Source organism: Pseudomonas sp. KH_027 (assembly GCF_057838565.1).
On record NZ_CM174470.1, the window covers coordinates 3,306,059 to 3,320,364 of the forward strand.

Below are 14,306 nucleotides of genomic sequence, written 5' to 3' on the forward strand. Positions count from 1 at the left end.
CCTCACTCTTTCGCAGGCGGCGCGCCGGCGCGCAGATTCTCCGCGCGGTATTCGCCAGGCGTGGCATCGAACCAACGACGGAAGGCCCGGAAGAAGTTGCTCGGGTCGGCAAAGCCCAGCAGGTAGGCGGTTTCCAGCAGCGTCAGATTAGGCTGGGCCAGGTACTGCACGGCCAGTTCGCGGCGGGTATCGTCGAGCAATTGCTGGAAGCTGGTGCCTTCATCCTGCAAACGCCGCTGCAAGGTGCGCTGCGACAGGTGCAGCGCCTGCGCCACCGTATCGCGCTTGGGCTCGCCCTGGGGCAGCAACCGGCAGAGCACCTGACGCGCCTGATGGGTCACCCGGCTTTCGGAGAAGCGCGCCAGGTATTCACCGGCGAAGCGATCATGCAACTGCGCCAGCGACGCATTGGCCGTTGGCAGTGACGACTCCATGTCGGCACGCTCGAACAACAGCGCGTAATGCTCGGCATTGAACTGGAAGGGAGCCTGAAAGACCTGCTTGTATGGCTCCAGATCCGTCGGCGGCTCGCCTTGGAAGCTGACCAGCAGCGGCCGGATAGGTTTGCCGGTCATCCAGCGACAGAACGCCAGGGCGTAGGCCAGTGATGCCTCGGGGCTCTGCCGCGCGGGAGCCAGGCGGTCGCCATGGATCGTCAGCATCAGCGCGTAGCCCTCGGGGGTCGGCCGAAAACTCAGGTCCGCCCCTTCGCCGATGATCCGCTGATAGCGCACCAGCCGGGCAAACCCTTCTTTAAGGGTGCGGCTGGACATCAGCGCATAGCCGACCACATGGAAAGACGCCGGGCGTACCACCTTGGCCATGTTCAGGCCAATCGCCGGATTGCCCGAAACCTGCACCGCCCGCTGCCATAGCCGAGTCATGCCGTCCTGAGGGAAACGAGCATCGGGGTCATCCAGGGCGGCGTAGTCCAGACCCAACTCGGAAAACAAACGACGGCAGTCGACACCGCCCATTTCCAGCGCCTGCACGATGCCCAGGGCCCAGCTTGAGGAAGTCGTACGCTCGCTCATGACGCCTTCTTGTTCTATCCATGGTGGCCACAAGAGCGCGGCCTGGCGGCGCAAGGATACTAACCCTTACCGGGGGATTTCCAGACCAGCCACCACGCGCTATACGGCAGTATCAGCAAACCGTATTGGGCGTGGCGTGGCTGAGATGGGCCAGAGAATGACAGCTTAATGCCAACATTGGCATTCCTTCCTTGCCCGCCCTGGGCTACTCGCCTTCTCTTCTCTTGCTTCAGCGAGCGGCGTGACAGGCAGAAAACGACCAAAAACAGCCCCTCATTAGTGCCCATTCTGACCGAGCGGTTCCCCTGCGCCCGCCGGTAAATGCCGGCGGGCCATCTACAGCTTTGACTCTGCCCATAGCTCAGGGCTTGGGTTGATGCATAGAGCAGACGGCACCTTTGCGGGGATTTCTTAGGCATAAATCGACTTGCCCAGCCGACCAGTTACCTCGCTGTCAAGCCTGCTGGCTCCCACACTAAACCGTTGAGCGAGCAAGACGGGATCCTCGCGTCTACCTGTGTAGTAACGCCTGCCGCAGCACGCCCCGGAGCATCCGCCAATGAGTGGGACAGCCGGGAGTGCTACTCGAACAGGAGGGTCGGCGCGTGCATGAGCGACGTCGAAGGGAGCCAGGCGCCCCTTCGGTCTCGGGCATGGGGGCGTGTTCAAACTCGGCCTTCTCGATGTAGATGCAGTGGAACAACAGCACCAGCGCTGTGGAAGCAGCTTTTTGCAGTTGCATGAGCGATCAGCCCTCGTTCCGTGACCATCAACGCCCGTTCGATTCAGGCAGCAACAATCTGACTGAGGGGGCGAACTTCGACTTCGGCTGTCGCGTGCATGATGTTTGTGGGTGAGCTTCCGACTGACGGACAGAGCGGCAAGGTTAGGCAACCAGCGCACCAAACCCGCCCGCTGGAACATTAGCCAAGAACACTTGTGCCTCTGTTCACCTGAAAACCGTATTCACGCGGGAGAATACCCATGCATACCATCCGTAACACCTTGGTGGTGATGGATTCGCAGCAGCCTGAGGATCTGATTCTGAACAGAGCCAGGATGATTGCCAGCGCCACCCAGTCGCACCTGCACCTGCTGGCCTGCGACAAGCGACTCAAGCATTCCGCTTACCTGGACGACATGCGAGGTGCCCTAGCAAAGGAGGGTTTTAGCGTCAGCGCCCAACAGGCCTGGCATGAAAGCCCGCACAAAACCATCATCGCCGCACAGCAGGCGGAGGGCTGCGGCCTAGTGATCAAGCAGCACCTGCCTGACAATCCGCTGGCCAAGACCCTGCTCACCCCCGAGGACTGGAAGCTGCTGCGCTATTGCCCCAGCCCGGTGCTGATTGTGAAAACCGCCATACCCTGGACCGGTGGCACCATTCTCGCGGCTGTAGACGTGGGCAACGACGATATCGGACACCGCGTGCTGCATGCCGGCATCGTCAGCCACGGCTACGACATCGCCCAACTGGCCGGCGGCACCCTGCACATGATGAGCGCCCACCCCTACCCCATGCTCGGGTCACACGATCCGGTCTTCCAGCTCAAGGAGAGCATCGAGGATTTCTATCGCACGCAATGCAAAACCTTGCAGAGCGAGTTCAACATCGACGACGAACGCCTGCATATAGAGGAAGGTTCGGCCGATTTGCTGATCCCGCAAATCGCGCACAGGCTCAACGCCGCGTTGACGGTGATCGGCAACGTAGCCCGCACCGGTCTCTCCGGCGTTTTGATCGGCAACACCGCCGAGATGATTCTCGACACCCTGGAGAGCGACGTTCTGGTACTCAAACCGGATGACATCATCACCCATCTGGAGGAACTGGCCGCTCCAGCGCAAAGCCCCACGACGCAGGTCGCGCTAGCCACCTGGCCCTACAACCACCATAACCACAACCTGTAGCCTCAGGCATTTCGCCAGCCACTGCGGGTTGGAATTGCCGTGTTGGCTGGGATTGCTGCGCGGGTTGCACCCGCCCCAAGTGGTTTTCGTGAGGGCGGGCTTTGGGGCGTTCCGAACCGGGGTGACCTCATTCGGCCAGGCGCAGCCATTCGAATATCTATACGCAGCGATCGTTTGACGGCCGGTTGGCCGTACTGCTTCAGCCCGGCAGCCCATCCACCCGTGGCCGCAGAAAGAACAGCGCGTAATGCCAGAGGAAAATCGAAAACGCGAGCACCCAGAGCAACGCCGAGAGCCAGAGGCCGGCGCTGCACAGCGGTGTCAGCACCACACGGCAGAACGCCCCGGCATGCAAGGCGATTAACGCCAGATTAATTGCCGCCGGCGGCTGCAGTGGGCGACCTGTGTGAGCGAGGCTGACCCGCGCCAGCATCGCCAGAATCAACCCGCCCACAGCCCCGACCGCCAGCGCGTGGCTGGCCAGGCTGGCCTGCGGCAACCAGCCCAGGTGCCAGAGCGCCATGCCCGAGGCCGCCAGCAGCAACCAGGCATAGGCCAAGTGCAGGGACCAGAGCAGCGGCACCGCCCAGATCCGCCGATCGCGCCAGCGCCACAGGCGCCAGCCGTGCAGAAACGCCACCAACAGGAACAGCGGCACCAGCCAGGGCGACGGGCTTTGATTAAAACCGGAGGCGGTCAGCGCCGCGATAGCGATCGAAGCCAACAGGCCCAGACGATCCTTGCGTGGATGCGCGGCAAAGGCCTGGGGCCGTTGCAGGCCACGCTGGGTGAAGAACGGAATCACTCGCCCACCGATCACCCCCACCAACGCCGCGATCATCCACAGGGCGGCCAGGGCGCCACGGCGCTGCAACTCGTCGTTATCGCCGACCACGCCGTACAGGCTGAGCAGCTGGCAGACGGAGAGCAGCGCCAGCACCAGGATCAACGGGTAATTGTGGCGTTGTCGTACCGCGATTAACTGACGGCCCAGCAGCCAGGCCAGCACCGGCAGAAATGGCAGTTGCAACAGTGCCAGCAACGGCACCGGCATGGCGACGAACCAGGCCAGTCGCGCCACCAGCCAGAGCAGGAACAACCCCACCAGCGGCTTGCCCGAGAGGCCCGGCCTACCCGTCCAGGTTTGCACCGCGGTCAGCAGAAAACCGGCGACGATGGCGCTGGCGAAGCCGAATGGCATCTCATGGCGGTGCCAGGACAAGCCCCCTCCAGCCGGAGTCCAACTCGGCAACCAACCGTACAGGTAGGCGGCCCAGAGCGTGATCGTGGCGACGGCGAACAGCGCGCCGGCGAGAAAGAAGGGCCGGAAGGCCAGCCGCCAGAGCGGTAGGCCGGAACCGACGCGAGGCACTTCAGAACGCACGGGCGAGTACCCGGCGATCATTGCCAAGGTTGTATTGGGACAACAGGCGCATCACATAGCCAATCTTGATCAGTGTCGGACCGAGAATGGTCATGCCGTGTGCCAGGACAAGCACGAGCAAAGGCAGGCGCTGGTCGAGCCAGTACGCCAGCAGAATGCCCAGCAGCAACATCCCCAAACCGAGCAGCAACAGGCTATTGCCCAGGCTCAGCACCCGCAGTGGCGAAGCGAAATAACGCAGCATCTTGATCACCTCTTTTTGCTCGTAAGCGCCCGTCTTGAAGCGCGGATTAGGCCTCCAGCGCGCTGGCTGGGCCGAAGAACTCGTAATGGCATTGGCTGGCCGGCACCCCCAGATCGCCCAAGTGTTTCTTCACTTGCGCCATGAAGGGTTTCGGGCCGAGGAAATAGACATCCAGGTCGCGGTCCTGGGGCAGCCATTCGCCCAGACGCTCGCGAGTGAGGAAGCCGGTGGCATCGCCCTGATCCGCCTCGCGCGGCTCGCTGTAGCAGAAAAAGCGTTTAAGCGCCGGGTCTCTGCTGACGCGTTCTTCGATCCAGTCGCGGAAAGCATGCACGGCGCCATTGCGCGCACAGTGGATGAAGGTGATCGTCCGGCCGCAGGCCTGGGCCGCTTCGAGCATCGCCAGGGTCGGCGTGATGCCAACGCCGGCGGTGATCAGCGCCAGGGGTTTGCTCGACTCGCGCAGAACGAAGTCACCGGCCGGGGCGAACATCTCGATACGACCGCCCTCTTGCAGCTTGTCGTGCAAGAAGTTGGACACCCGCCCCTCAGGCTCGCGTTTGACGCTAATGCGGTATTCGATGCCGTTGCTGGACGCCGACAACGAATAGTTGCGACGCGCCTGCTCGCCATCCAAGTCCAGCAGCAAGGTGATGTACTGGCCCGGTTGGTAGGCCAGGACCGGCTTGCCGTCGGCTGGGGCGAAGTGGAACGAGACGATTTCCTCACTCTCTGCAACCTTGCGCACCAGCACAAAGGTCCGCGACCCGCGCCAGCCACCCGGAGCCTCGGCGTTGGCGGCGTACATGCCCTCCTCGGCGTTGATCAGCAGGTCGGCGAGAATGCCGTAAGCGACGCCCCAGGCCTCCAGCACCTCGTCGGTGGCGATGTCGGCGCCCAGCACTTCACGGATGGCGCGTAGCAGGCAGGTGCCGACGATCGGGTAGTGTTCCGGCAGGATCTGCAGGGACACGTGTTTGTTGACGATCTTGCCCGCCAGCGGGCCGAGCGCTTCCAGGTGATCCAGGTGTTTGGCGTACATTAGGATGCCATTGGCCAGCGCCCGTTGCTGGTCGCCGCTGGCCTGGTGAGCCTGGTTGAACAGCGGACGGACCTCGGGGTATTCGCTGAGCATCATGGCGTAGAAGTGCCTGGTCAGCGCTTCGCCGCCGGTTTCCAGCAGGGGGACGGTGGCTTTAACCAGGGCGCGTTGTTGGGACGTGATCATGGGTATCTCCTAGTGGATTTGCTGTTCGGGGTGAATGAGGCGATTGGCGCGCAACAGCACCCGATCGCCAGGCTGAAAATCAGTGCCGGGGCTACGCACGACCTGCCCGGTGCCACTGTCGGTCTTGACCCGATAGGACGCTTCGCCGAGGCCGGCGCTTTCTTGCGCTTCGCCACCCAACAAGGCGCCGAGGGCTGCACCGGCAATGGCGCCCAGCGGGCCATCGGCGACGGCACCGGCCATCACGCCAGCGAGGCCGTCGAACACCTGACCGACCTTGTGGTCGCTCTGCACGGCCAGCACCTCGGCGGCCTGCACCGACTGGAACAGCGCGGCCAACAGCAGGAGGAAAACTGCGGGTAGCGATTTCATTAGGTTCTCCTTGCGTGGTAGCGTTGTTTCGCAAGGGTTATTCCATTAATCGTGCCACAATTAATTTTGTTAAATATCAATGACATGAAATTTCAATGTGTCTATTAGACAACAAGAAATAGATGTCATTAAGACCAAAAAGGAGTCGTTATGACTTCCCCGTTGCTGCTCGCACTGATTCCCCTGGTGGCCGATTTATCTCGCGAACTGCCCGATGAAGAACGTTATCGCCGCCTGCTGCACGCCCTGCGGCAGCTGCTGCCCTGCGAAGCAGTGGCGCTGCTGAAGCTGGAAGGCGATGTGCTGATCCCGCTGTCCGTCGAAGGCCTGAGCCCCGACACCCTGGGCCGGCGCTTCAAGGTCGAGGAACACCCGCGCCTGAAGCTGCTGCTGGAAAACAAAGGACCGACCCGCTTCGCCACCGACTGCGGTTTGCCCGACCCCTATGACGGTCTGGTAGATGGCCACCCGGGTCATCTGGAAGTGCACGATTGCCTCGGCTGCCCGCTCTACCTGCAGGACAAGCCCTGGGGTCTGATCACCCTCGACTCCCTTGACCCGTCGAGCTTCGGCAGCGTCGACCTGGACAACCTCGAAGCCTTTGCCAGCCTGGCCGCCGCCACCGTGATGGCCAGCGAACGGATCAACCTGCTGGCACGCAACGTCGAGGACCAGCGACAACTGACCGAGGTGTACAAACGCGCCGCCGGCGGGCGTCGACCACGGGAATTGATCGGCCAGAGCGCCAGCCATAAACGCCTGTATGAAGAAATTCTGCTGGTGGGCAACAGCGCCCTCACCGTGCTGATCACCGGCGAAACCGGAGTCGGCAAGGAGCTGGTGGCCGAAGCCATCCACCTCAACTCGCCCAGGGCACAGAAGCCATTGATAAGCCTCAACTGCGCGGCGCTACCGGAAATGCTGGTGGAGAGCGAACTGTTCGGCCATGTGAAAGGCGCGTTCTCCGGCGCCGTGGGCGAGCGCAGCGGCAAGTTCGAACTGGCGGAAGGCGGTTCGATCTTCCTCGATGAGGTCGGCGAACTGCCGCTGCCAGTGCAGGCCAAGTTGCTACGGGTATTGCAGAGCGGCCAATTGCAACGGGTCGGCTCCGACCGTGAACACCGGGTCGATGTGCGGATCATCGCCGCCACCAACCGCAACCTCGCCGAGGAAGTACGCGCCGGGCGTTTCCGCGCCGACCTCTACCACCGCTTGAGTGTCTATCCGCTGGTGGTACCACCGTTGCGGGAACGAGGGCGCGACATTCTCTTGCTGGCCGGATATTTCCTTGAGGACAACCGCGCCCGCCTCGGCTTGCGCAGCCTGCGCATGAGCCCTGGCACGCAAAAGGCACTGCTTGACTACCACTGGCCGGGCAACGTGCGCGAACTGGAACACCTGATCGGCCGTGCGGCGCTCAAGGCCTTGTCCGCGCAACCTGAACGCCCCCGCATCCTGACCATCGAAGAAAACGTGCTGGATCTGGATCATGAGACTAAGGACGAGCAACAACAGGCGCTGCCAACCAGCGAGCCAACCAAACGTGGCGCCGACCTCAAGGAGTCACTGGATATCTACCAGAAGACCCTGATCAACGAAGCGCTGGAACGCCATCGAGGCAAGTGGGTGGAAGTAGCACGTGAACTGGGCGTGGACCGGGCCAATCTCTCGCGTCTGGCCAAGCGCCTGGGGATTCGCTGATTAGGGGTTGATGTGATGCCGACCCGGAATTCCAGCACAACTCATAACTGGAGTAAGGCCGCGACAAGGGCTACTTTCCCGGTAGGAGAGTGGCGATGAAAAAGTCGAGTTTCACTGAGGCGCAGATCACCTTGGCACTTTGCCAGGCGCAATTCAGCAGGCCCGTGGTGAACGTCTGCCTGATCTATCGCCGAGTAGAGGGGCAGGCGGTCATATGACAACGCTCGACGACAAGCCGGCAGCGCAGCCCGCCCACCCCTCCAGAGATACCGCTGCCGAGGACAACGCGTCCGGCGCCGCACCGGTCGAGCGCGCGCCGAATGCCCGTGGTGACCTCGCGGTGGTCGCCGCGCTGCTGCCCTATCTGCGACCTTACGCCGGGCGCATCGCGCTGGCGCTGGCGCTGATCGTCGCTGCCAAGCTGGTCAACCTGTACATCCCGATAGCCCTCAAACAGATTGTCGATGGGCTCAACATCGAGCCCAGCCTGCTGATGCTGCCGGTCGGCCTGCTCCTCGCTTATGGCGCGTCGCGCATCGGTGTCACCCTGTTCAGCGAACTCCGTCAGGTGGTGTTCGCCCGCGTCATGGCGCGAGCCTCGCGGCAGATCACCCTGAAAGTGTTCCGCCATCTGCACGGCCTGAGCCTGAAGTTCCACCTCGGTCGTCGCACCGGTGGCGTGGCCCGCGACGTCGAGCGCGGTGGCAGCGCGATCTCCGAACTGCTGGACTGGACGCTCTACACCATAGTGCCGACCCTCCTCGAGGTGCTGCTGGTGACGGCCGTGCTGGTCTGGGCTTACGACTGGGGCTTCGCCTTTATCACCCTGGGCACGCTGTTGGCCTACGGCCTGTTGACCTTCGCCGTGACCGAGTGGCGCACCCGCTTCTACCGCGCCGCCGTGGAGGCCGATACCCGCGCCAACGAGCGCGCGGTGGACTCGCTGCTCAACTATGAGACGGTCAAGTATTTCAACAACGAGGAACATGAAGCCGCGCGCTACGACGAGAATCTGCGGCACCTGGAGAACGCCCGAGTCAAAGCAACCAAGTCGCTGGCCCTGCTCAACCTCGGCCAGACCGTGGTGGTCGCCCTTGGCGTCACCGCCATGATGTGGCGGGCCGCCGCCGGCGTGGTAGCCGGCGAACTCACCATCGGTGACCTGGTGCTGGTCAACGCCTACCTGCTACAGCTGTCGGCGCCGCTATTCGTGTTGGGCATGATGTACCGCGAGGTGAAACAGGCGCTGACCAATATGGAGCGGCTGTTCGGCCTCCTCGATCAACGCCAGGACGTGCAGGACTCCCCCACCGCCAGGCCGCTCGCGCCCAGCCGGCCACGGGTGCGCTTCGAGAACGTGTACTTCGGCTACGACCCGCGCCGGGAGATCCTGCATGGAGTGGATTTCGAAATCCCGCCCGGCGGCACGGTGGCGGTAGTCGGTCACTCAGGCTCGGGCAAGTCCACCCTCGCCCGCCTGCTGTACCGTTTCTACGACGTCGATGCCGGGCACATCCGCATCGACGGTCAGGATCTGCGCGAGCTGACCCAAGCCTCGGTGCGCGGCGCCATCGCGATAGTCCCGCAGGACACCGTGCTATTCAATGACAGCATCTACTACAACATCCGCTACGGCCGCCCGGAGGCCAACCGCGAGGAGATCGAGGCCGCCGCGCGCGCGGCCCATATCCACGACTTTATCGTGCGTCTACCGGATGGCTACGCGACGGAAGTCGGCGAACGCGGCCTCAAGCTTTCCGGCGGCGAGAAGCAGCGCGTGGCAATCGCCCGTGCCCTGCTGAAAAACCCGGCCATCCTGATCTTCGACGAAGCCACCTCGGCGCTGGATTCCAAGTCGGAGAAGGCCATCCAGGCCGCGCTCGAACGTATCCAGGTCGGTCGCACCACCCTGGTCATCGCCCATCGGCTTTCCACGGTGATGGATGCCGACCGGATCCTGGTGCTGGACGCCGGCCGCATCATCGAAAGCGGCAGCCACCGCGAGCTGCTGGAGGCCGGCGGCAGCTACGCGCAAATGTGGACGCTGCAGCAGCAAGAGCCGGCTGTCGAGGGATCGCCGCAGTCCTTGCTCCCGTAGCCCGCAGGGTGGATGCCGCTTCGCTCGCCACGTGCCAGCCGTCTCAGTAACCAGTCATCTCCAGGTAACCCACCCCTTGATGGCTGCCGCTAAAACGAATGGGCCCTTCCCAGTAAGGGAGCCGGGTATCCATCCAGGAGTTTTCCTGCAGCGCGGTGCTGGTGATCTCGAAGCCCTTGCTGGCTATGCGCAGCGACCAGCGGGTCGGTACCTGACGACCCGCAACAAGGCTTTGCTGCAAGGGGGTCATGACGATGTCCTCATTACTCAGCGCGCGGGTCTGGCCTGTGGCGCTGATCCAGGTACCGGCGCGGTAGTGTGCGCCGTCGGCATGGCGCAGCTGGAAGAGCATGAGCTTTTCGCCCGTGCTCAGGTGCAAGGAGAACCAGTCCCAGCCTTGCTGGCCGGGCGCCAATGGCTGGCTGCTCCATTCGCGATCCAACCAGGCCGGGCCTTTGACCCGATAGGTTTTACCCTCCAACTGGATCGCACCTTGTGCCTGAAAGAACGGCTGGCTGTAGTAGTAGGACGCCTGCCCCTGTCCGGACTTCTGGCTGAAACCCTGCTCACCGTGCAGGACTGGCAGGTGGCTATTGTGCAGACGCAGCCGATAGCTGAAGGCGCGACCATTGGCATGCAGATCCATCGCCCCCAGCTCTGCGTTCGCCGGTATCTGGTCGCTGAAGTGCCAATCGTCGATCCAAGCCCTGAAAGGTGAACTGTTGACGCCAGCCTGGCCGATGCCGCCTCGGGCGAAAGTTTCTGCGTGGCGATGGCCGTAAGGGCCGGTCAGCCCAGCATGGCCCATCCACAGATTCTGGTTGCCCCAGCCTTCAATCACAGAGCCGGGCTGCAAGGCATTGCGAAACAGGGTCCATTGCACACCCCAGGCTCGGCCCTGCTCATCTTCCAGATTGGCCGTCACATACCACCATTCGATGCGGTAATCCGGGTGCGCGCCGTGGTCCACCGGGAAGCTGAAAGCCCAACCCGGGCTGACGCTGGCGAAGCTCACGGCTTCGCTGCCGAGCCCGGCAAAACCCTCGCCAGTGGGTGACTCGGCATCGCAGGCGCCGATAAGTAGCAGCGGGATCGAGAGCAGCGCCTGCTGAACCCTAACGTTCATCAGCGAAAGTCCTCAGCAGCTCGGCGGGGGTTGTCCGGTCGAGCTTCCACAGCGGCCAGGCGGCGGCCAGGAGCGTGGCCAGTAACGCCATGGCCAATAGCTGCAAGAGCTGCCAGGGAAAAACATGCAGCGGCAGGCGCCAGCCAAACGCCTGAACATTGATCACCGCGACCAGGCACCAGGTCAGCAACAGGCCCAGCGGAATCGCCAGCAGCAGCGTGATCAGGGCCAGCAGCAGGGTCTGGCCGAGGTTGAGCAAAGCCAACTGCCGACGACTGACCCCCAGCGCCCAGAGCGGCGCCAGTTGGCTCAGGCGAGACTGGCCGAGGGTCAACAGGCTGATGAACAGCGCCGCGCCGGCAACCCCCAAGGTCAGACTGTTGAGCGCGGCGGTGGCGGCAAAGGTGCGCTCGAACACGCGGGTCGACCAGGCCTTGAGTTCGCTCTGATCAATGATCCGACTGCTATCCAGGGTAAATGCCTTCTGCAAAGCCTGCATCAGCTCGGGGACCTCGGCGGCCGGCAGGTGCACGCTGTAACTGCTCGGGCTCAGCCCCGGCCAGAAGCGCTGCAAGCCCGCAACATTGACCAGCAGATGGCCTTTCGGATTGCCGTAATCGGCATAGATGCCGGCGACCACCAGCCTCCACTCACCCTTGGGGGTAGCCAGGCTCAGGTGCTCGCCCAAGTCCAGGCTCAAGCGTCGCGCCAATTGCTCGCTGAGGAACACAGCCTCTTGCCTGGCCAGTTGCTCCCAGGCTTTGGGGCTGGCGCTCAGCAAGGGCCAATGCACACGGTAGTTCGGGTGATCGAGTATGCCGGTGAGCTGCGCCGGCCAGCCCTGCAACTGCAGGTCGACCCGCCAACTTGGCAGTACTGCGCTGACCTGTGGCTGGCGGGCCAACCAGCCGCCTATAGCAAGTGCTTGCCGAGGGGTTTGCGGAGTGAGGTAAAGCTCGGCGGCCAGACGCTGGTCGAGCCAGCCATCAAAAGTTTTACGAAAGCCCTCGGTCATGCTGCCGACGCCGATATTCGCCGCTAGCGCCAGCAACAGGGCCATCAGCGCCAATGCCAGGCCCGGCAACTGCTGCCGGCTGTCGGCGATAAACCACTGCGACAGCGGCGAGCGGCAGCGTGGTAGCAGAACCTCCAGCAGCCTGTTCAGGCACAGCGGCAAACTCAGGGCCGCAGACAGCAGCAAACCGGCGAGCAGGACAAACCCTGCAATCAGGCTGTTGCCGCCAATCAGCGCAGCTAGCGCCAGCAACCCGAGCGCTCCAGCCAACAGGGCTTGGCGCCGCAACCATAGAGCTTGCGCCTGCTGCCACGCCTCGGGCTGGGCCAAGGCCAGCAGCGGTAACCGCGCGGCCCTGAGCAAGCTGCTGGCACCGGCGAACAAGGCACCGAGCAGGCTGATGGCCAACCCGGTCAGCCACCACAGCGGGCTGAGGCTGAGCTGACCGGCAACCTCTGCGCCATACAGGCCACGCAAGCTGGCCACAACATCCGGCAAGAGCAGACTGGCCAGCCAATAACCGCTGACCACGCCAGCCAAACCGCCAAGCAAGGCCAGGCCACAGAGCTCCAGGGCCAGGGCGCCAAGCAGGGTACGGGCGCTCACTCCACAGGCCCGCAGGGTGCGCAACAGCGCGCGGCGCTGCTCCAGCGCCAAGCCAATAGCGGCGCGCACGATAAACAGCCCGACGACAAAAGCCAGCAAACCGAGGGCCGTGAGATTGAGATGGAAGCTGTCGGTAAGTCGTCCTAAATCAGCCGCTTCGCTGCGGCGGTTCAGTACGAGTTGTTCGGCCAACTGAGGTGGGAGGCTCGGGTTGTCCCGGGCAAAATCGTCGGCCACTAGAAGTCGGGATAACTGCTGCGGTGCATTGAGTAATCGTTGTGCGACTCCGATATCCACCAGCAGCACGCTGGGCGCCAACTGTGGCCGCACCTCCAGCGGCGGTAAAGCTTGCCCAGCCTCACTCAGCGGTTGAGCCCCGGTTTCAAGGTCGAGGGCCTTGAGGGTATCGGGCGCAATCCAGGTACGCCCGGGCTGGCCGAGAAAGGTTGTCAGGTCCAAGGTGTCCACAGCTTGCCCGGCCAGTGACGTACCGGTTGGCAATGTCAGCGGTTCGATACCGACCAGCTGCAGGCGTTGCTCGGGCTGCCCCTGCAGGCGCAAACGGCCCTGCAAGAGTGGCGATACTGGCCAGCCAGCACGCCGCAGCTCAATAAAGTACTGCTGCGCAAATAACCCGCCGTTGTGGGCGCTGAGCGCGTATTGGTTGTCGCCGGCAATCAGTTGGCTGGCCCGTGCATAACTTTCCCGAGCCTGGCTGTTCAGTGCCTGCACGCCAGTCCACAGGCTGGTTGCCAGCCACAAACCGGTCAACACACTGAAAAACTGCACAGGATGTCGCCGCCAATGGCTAAGCAAGGCGCTCAGCGTCCAGTAGAAAATCCACATTTCAGGCTTCGCCTCGGTCCAACAGACGGCCGCCATGCAAGGTCGCGCACCGCTCCAGGCGTGCAGCCATACGAGGGCTATGGGTCACCATCAGCAGGCTGGTCGTACTGACGGCGAGCAGTTGCAGCAGCAGGTCCAGCACCTCGTCACTGGTCGCCTCATCCAGGCTGCCGGTGGGTTCGTCAGCTAGCAATAAAGGCGGTCTGGCAGCCAGCGCACGACCCAACGCCACCCGTTGCTGTTGCCCACAGGAGAGTTGTTCAGGATAGCGTTTGAGCAGTTGGCCAAGGTCCAGCCGCTGGATCAGCTCCGCCTGCCAGTTTGGGTCATGGCGCCCCGCCAGACGGGCCTGAAAGGCCAGATTGTCCTCGACGCGCAGGCTGGAAATCAGGTTGAACTGCTGGAAGATCAGGCCGACCCCTGTGCGCCGCCAAGCCGCCAACTGGCTTTCATCCAGCGTTGCCAGAGAGCGCCCGGCAATGCAGATGCTACCGGCATCAAAGCGATCGAGGCCGGCCACCAGGTGCAACAGAGTGCTTTTACCGCTGCCAGATTCGCCCATCAGCGCCAGGCTGCCGCCCTCCTCTAACTCAAGGTCGATGCCCCGCAACACCGCCAGCGGTCCCTGGGGAGTCGGGTAGCTTTTGCATAAGCCCTGGATTTTCAGCATCAGTGTGCGACCTCTTGGAGGGTGCGCCGGCGATGTTTTTTTCAAACGAACAACTACGCCCAGTGGCACGA

12 protein-coding genes are annotated in these 14,306 nt (G+C 63.1%); 4 read left to right on the plus strand and 8 right to left on the minus strand.

All coding sequences use genetic code 11. The annotated features are described in order from the left end of the window. Positions 1-2 precede the first annotated feature (2 nt). Positions 3-1,034, minus strand: a complete 1,032-nt coding sequence (locus AC3IYG_RS15505) for an AraC family transcriptional regulator (protein WP_489309837.1) — start codon at positions 1,032-1,034, stop codon at positions 3-5. Positions 1,035-2,018: 984 nt separating this feature from the next. On the opposite strand from AC3IYG_RS15505, the gene AC3IYG_RS15510 reads away from it, so the two are divergent. After that, positions 2,019-2,945, plus strand: a complete 927-nt coding sequence (locus AC3IYG_RS15510) for a universal stress protein (RefSeq protein ID WP_489309839.1) — start codon at positions 2,019-2,021, stop codon at positions 2,943-2,945. 199 nt (positions 2,946-3,144) lie between these two features. Here the strand turns inward: AC3IYG_RS15510 and AC3IYG_RS15515 are convergent, their stop codons facing one another. From AC3IYG_RS15515 to AC3IYG_RS15530, 4 genes are read right to left on the minus strand one after another with little or no spacing between them, the layout of a single operon-like run. Further along, complete coding sequence (locus tag AC3IYG_RS15515) at positions 3,145-4,350, minus strand: NnrS family protein (protein ID WP_489309841.1); 1,206 nt, start codon at positions 4,348-4,350, stop codon at positions 3,145-3,147. Further along, positions 4,319-4,573, minus strand: a complete 255-nt coding sequence (locus AC3IYG_RS15520; protein WP_489309843.1) for a transmembrane sensor/regulator PpyR — start codon at positions 4,571-4,573, stop codon at positions 4,319-4,321. The genes AC3IYG_RS15515 and AC3IYG_RS15520 overlap by 32 nt, the downstream gene beginning before the upstream one ends. A 46-nt stretch (positions 4,574-4,619) precedes the next feature. Then, positions 4,620-5,801 carry an NO-inducible flavohemoprotein gene (hmpA, locus tag AC3IYG_RS15525; protein ID WP_489309845.1) on the minus strand — a complete coding sequence of 394 codons (1,182 nt, stop codon included), beginning with the start codon at positions 5,799-5,801 and terminating at the stop codon, positions 4,620-4,622. 9 nt (positions 5,802-5,810) lie between these two features. Next, a complete protein-coding gene (locus tag AC3IYG_RS15530; RefSeq protein ID WP_489309847.1) occupies positions 5,811-6,173 on the minus strand; it encodes a hypothetical protein in 363 nt (120 codons plus the stop codon). Between the two features lie 150 nt (positions 6,174-6,323). Here AC3IYG_RS15530 and norR point away from each other — a divergent pair, with 150 nt between their 5' ends. The 3 genes from norR (at position 6,324) to AC3IYG_RS15545 (ending at position 9,972) form a co-directional block, all read left to right on the plus strand. Beyond that, on the plus strand, positions 6,324-7,874 hold the full coding sequence (norR, locus tag AC3IYG_RS15535) for a nitric oxide reductase transcriptional regulator NorR (RefSeq protein ID WP_489309849.1): 1,551 nt from the start codon (positions 6,324-6,326) through the stop codon (positions 7,872-7,874). A gap of 95 nt (positions 7,875-7,969) precedes the next feature. Then, the gene (locus AC3IYG_RS15540) at positions 7,970-8,092 is read left to right on the plus strand and encodes a hypothetical protein (RefSeq protein ID WP_489309851.1); all 123 of its coding nucleotides are present in this window, start codon (positions 7,970-7,972) and stop codon (positions 8,090-8,092) included. Further along, complete coding sequence (locus tag AC3IYG_RS15545; protein ID WP_489309853.1) at positions 8,089-9,972, plus strand: ABCB family ABC transporter ATP-binding protein/permease; 1,884 nt, start codon at positions 8,089-8,091, stop codon at positions 9,970-9,972. Before AC3IYG_RS15540 ends, AC3IYG_RS15545 begins: the two co-directional genes overlap by 4 nt. 43 nt (positions 9,973-10,015) lie before the next feature. Here the strand turns inward: AC3IYG_RS15545 and AC3IYG_RS15550 are convergent, their stop codons facing one another. Genes AC3IYG_RS15550 through AC3IYG_RS15560 form a run of 3 tightly spaced genes read right to left on the minus strand, consistent with a single transcriptional unit; the run spans position 10,016 to position 14,235 of the window. After that, the gene (locus AC3IYG_RS15550) at positions 10,016-11,098 is read right to left on the minus strand and encodes a lipocalin-like domain-containing protein (protein WP_489309855.1); all 1,083 of its coding nucleotides are present in this window, start codon (positions 11,096-11,098) and stop codon (positions 10,016-10,018) included. Beyond that, on the minus strand, positions 11,088-13,565 hold the full coding sequence (locus AC3IYG_RS15555; RefSeq protein ID WP_489309857.1) for an FtsX-like permease family protein: 2,478 nt from the start codon (positions 13,563-13,565) through the stop codon (positions 11,088-11,090). The genes AC3IYG_RS15550 and AC3IYG_RS15555 overlap by 11 nt, the downstream gene beginning before the upstream one ends. Before the next feature lies 1 nt (position 13,566). After that, entirely contained in the window at positions 13,567-14,235 is a 669-nt protein-coding gene (locus AC3IYG_RS15560) for an ABC transporter ATP-binding protein (protein WP_489309859.1), read from the minus strand. Positions 14,236-14,306: the final 71 nt, after the last annotated feature.

Excerpts from the sequence above, each read along its gene's own strand:
- AC3IYG_RS15505 (WP_489309837.1), bottom strand. The coding sequence starts at position 1,034 with ATGAGCGAGCGTACGACTTCCTCAAGCTGGGCCCTGGGCATCGTGCAG.
- AC3IYG_RS15510 (WP_489309839.1), top strand. The coding sequence starts at position 2,019 with ATGCATACCATCCGTAACACCTTGGTGGTGATGGATTCGCAGCAGCCT.
- AC3IYG_RS15515 (WP_489309841.1), bottom strand. The coding sequence starts at position 4,350 with ATGATCGCCGGGTACTCGCCCGTGCGTTCTGAAGTGCCTCGCGTCGGT.
- AC3IYG_RS15520 (WP_489309843.1), bottom strand. The coding sequence starts at position 4,573 with ATGCTGCGTTATTTCGCTTCGCCACTGCGGGTGCTGAGCCTGGGCAAT.
- hmpA (WP_489309845.1), bottom strand. The coding sequence starts at position 5,801 with ATGATCACGTCCCAACAACGCGCCCTGGTTAAAGCCACCGTCCCCCTG.
- AC3IYG_RS15530 (WP_489309847.1), bottom strand. The coding sequence starts at position 6,173 with ATGAAATCGCTACCCGCAGTTTTCCTCCTGCTGTTGGCCGCGCTGTTC.
- norR (WP_489309849.1), top strand. The coding sequence starts at position 6,324 with ATGACTTCCCCGTTGCTGCTCGCACTGATTCCCCTGGTGGCCGATTTA.
- AC3IYG_RS15540 (WP_489309851.1), top strand. The coding sequence starts at position 7,970 with ATGAAAAAGTCGAGTTTCACTGAGGCGCAGATCACCTTGGCACTTTGC.
- AC3IYG_RS15545 (WP_489309853.1), top strand. The coding sequence starts at position 8,089 with ATGACAACGCTCGACGACAAGCCGGCAGCGCAGCCCGCCCACCCCTCC.
- AC3IYG_RS15550 (WP_489309855.1), bottom strand. The coding sequence starts at position 11,098 with ATGAACGTTAGGGTTCAGCAGGCGCTGCTCTCGATCCCGCTGCTACTT.
- AC3IYG_RS15555 (WP_489309857.1), bottom strand. The coding sequence starts at position 13,565 with ATGTGGATTTTCTACTGGACGCTGAGCGCCTTGCTTAGCCATTGGCGG.
- AC3IYG_RS15560 (WP_489309859.1), bottom strand. The coding sequence starts at position 14,235 with ATGCTGAAAATCCAGGGCTTATGCAAAAGCTACCCGACTCCCCAGGGA.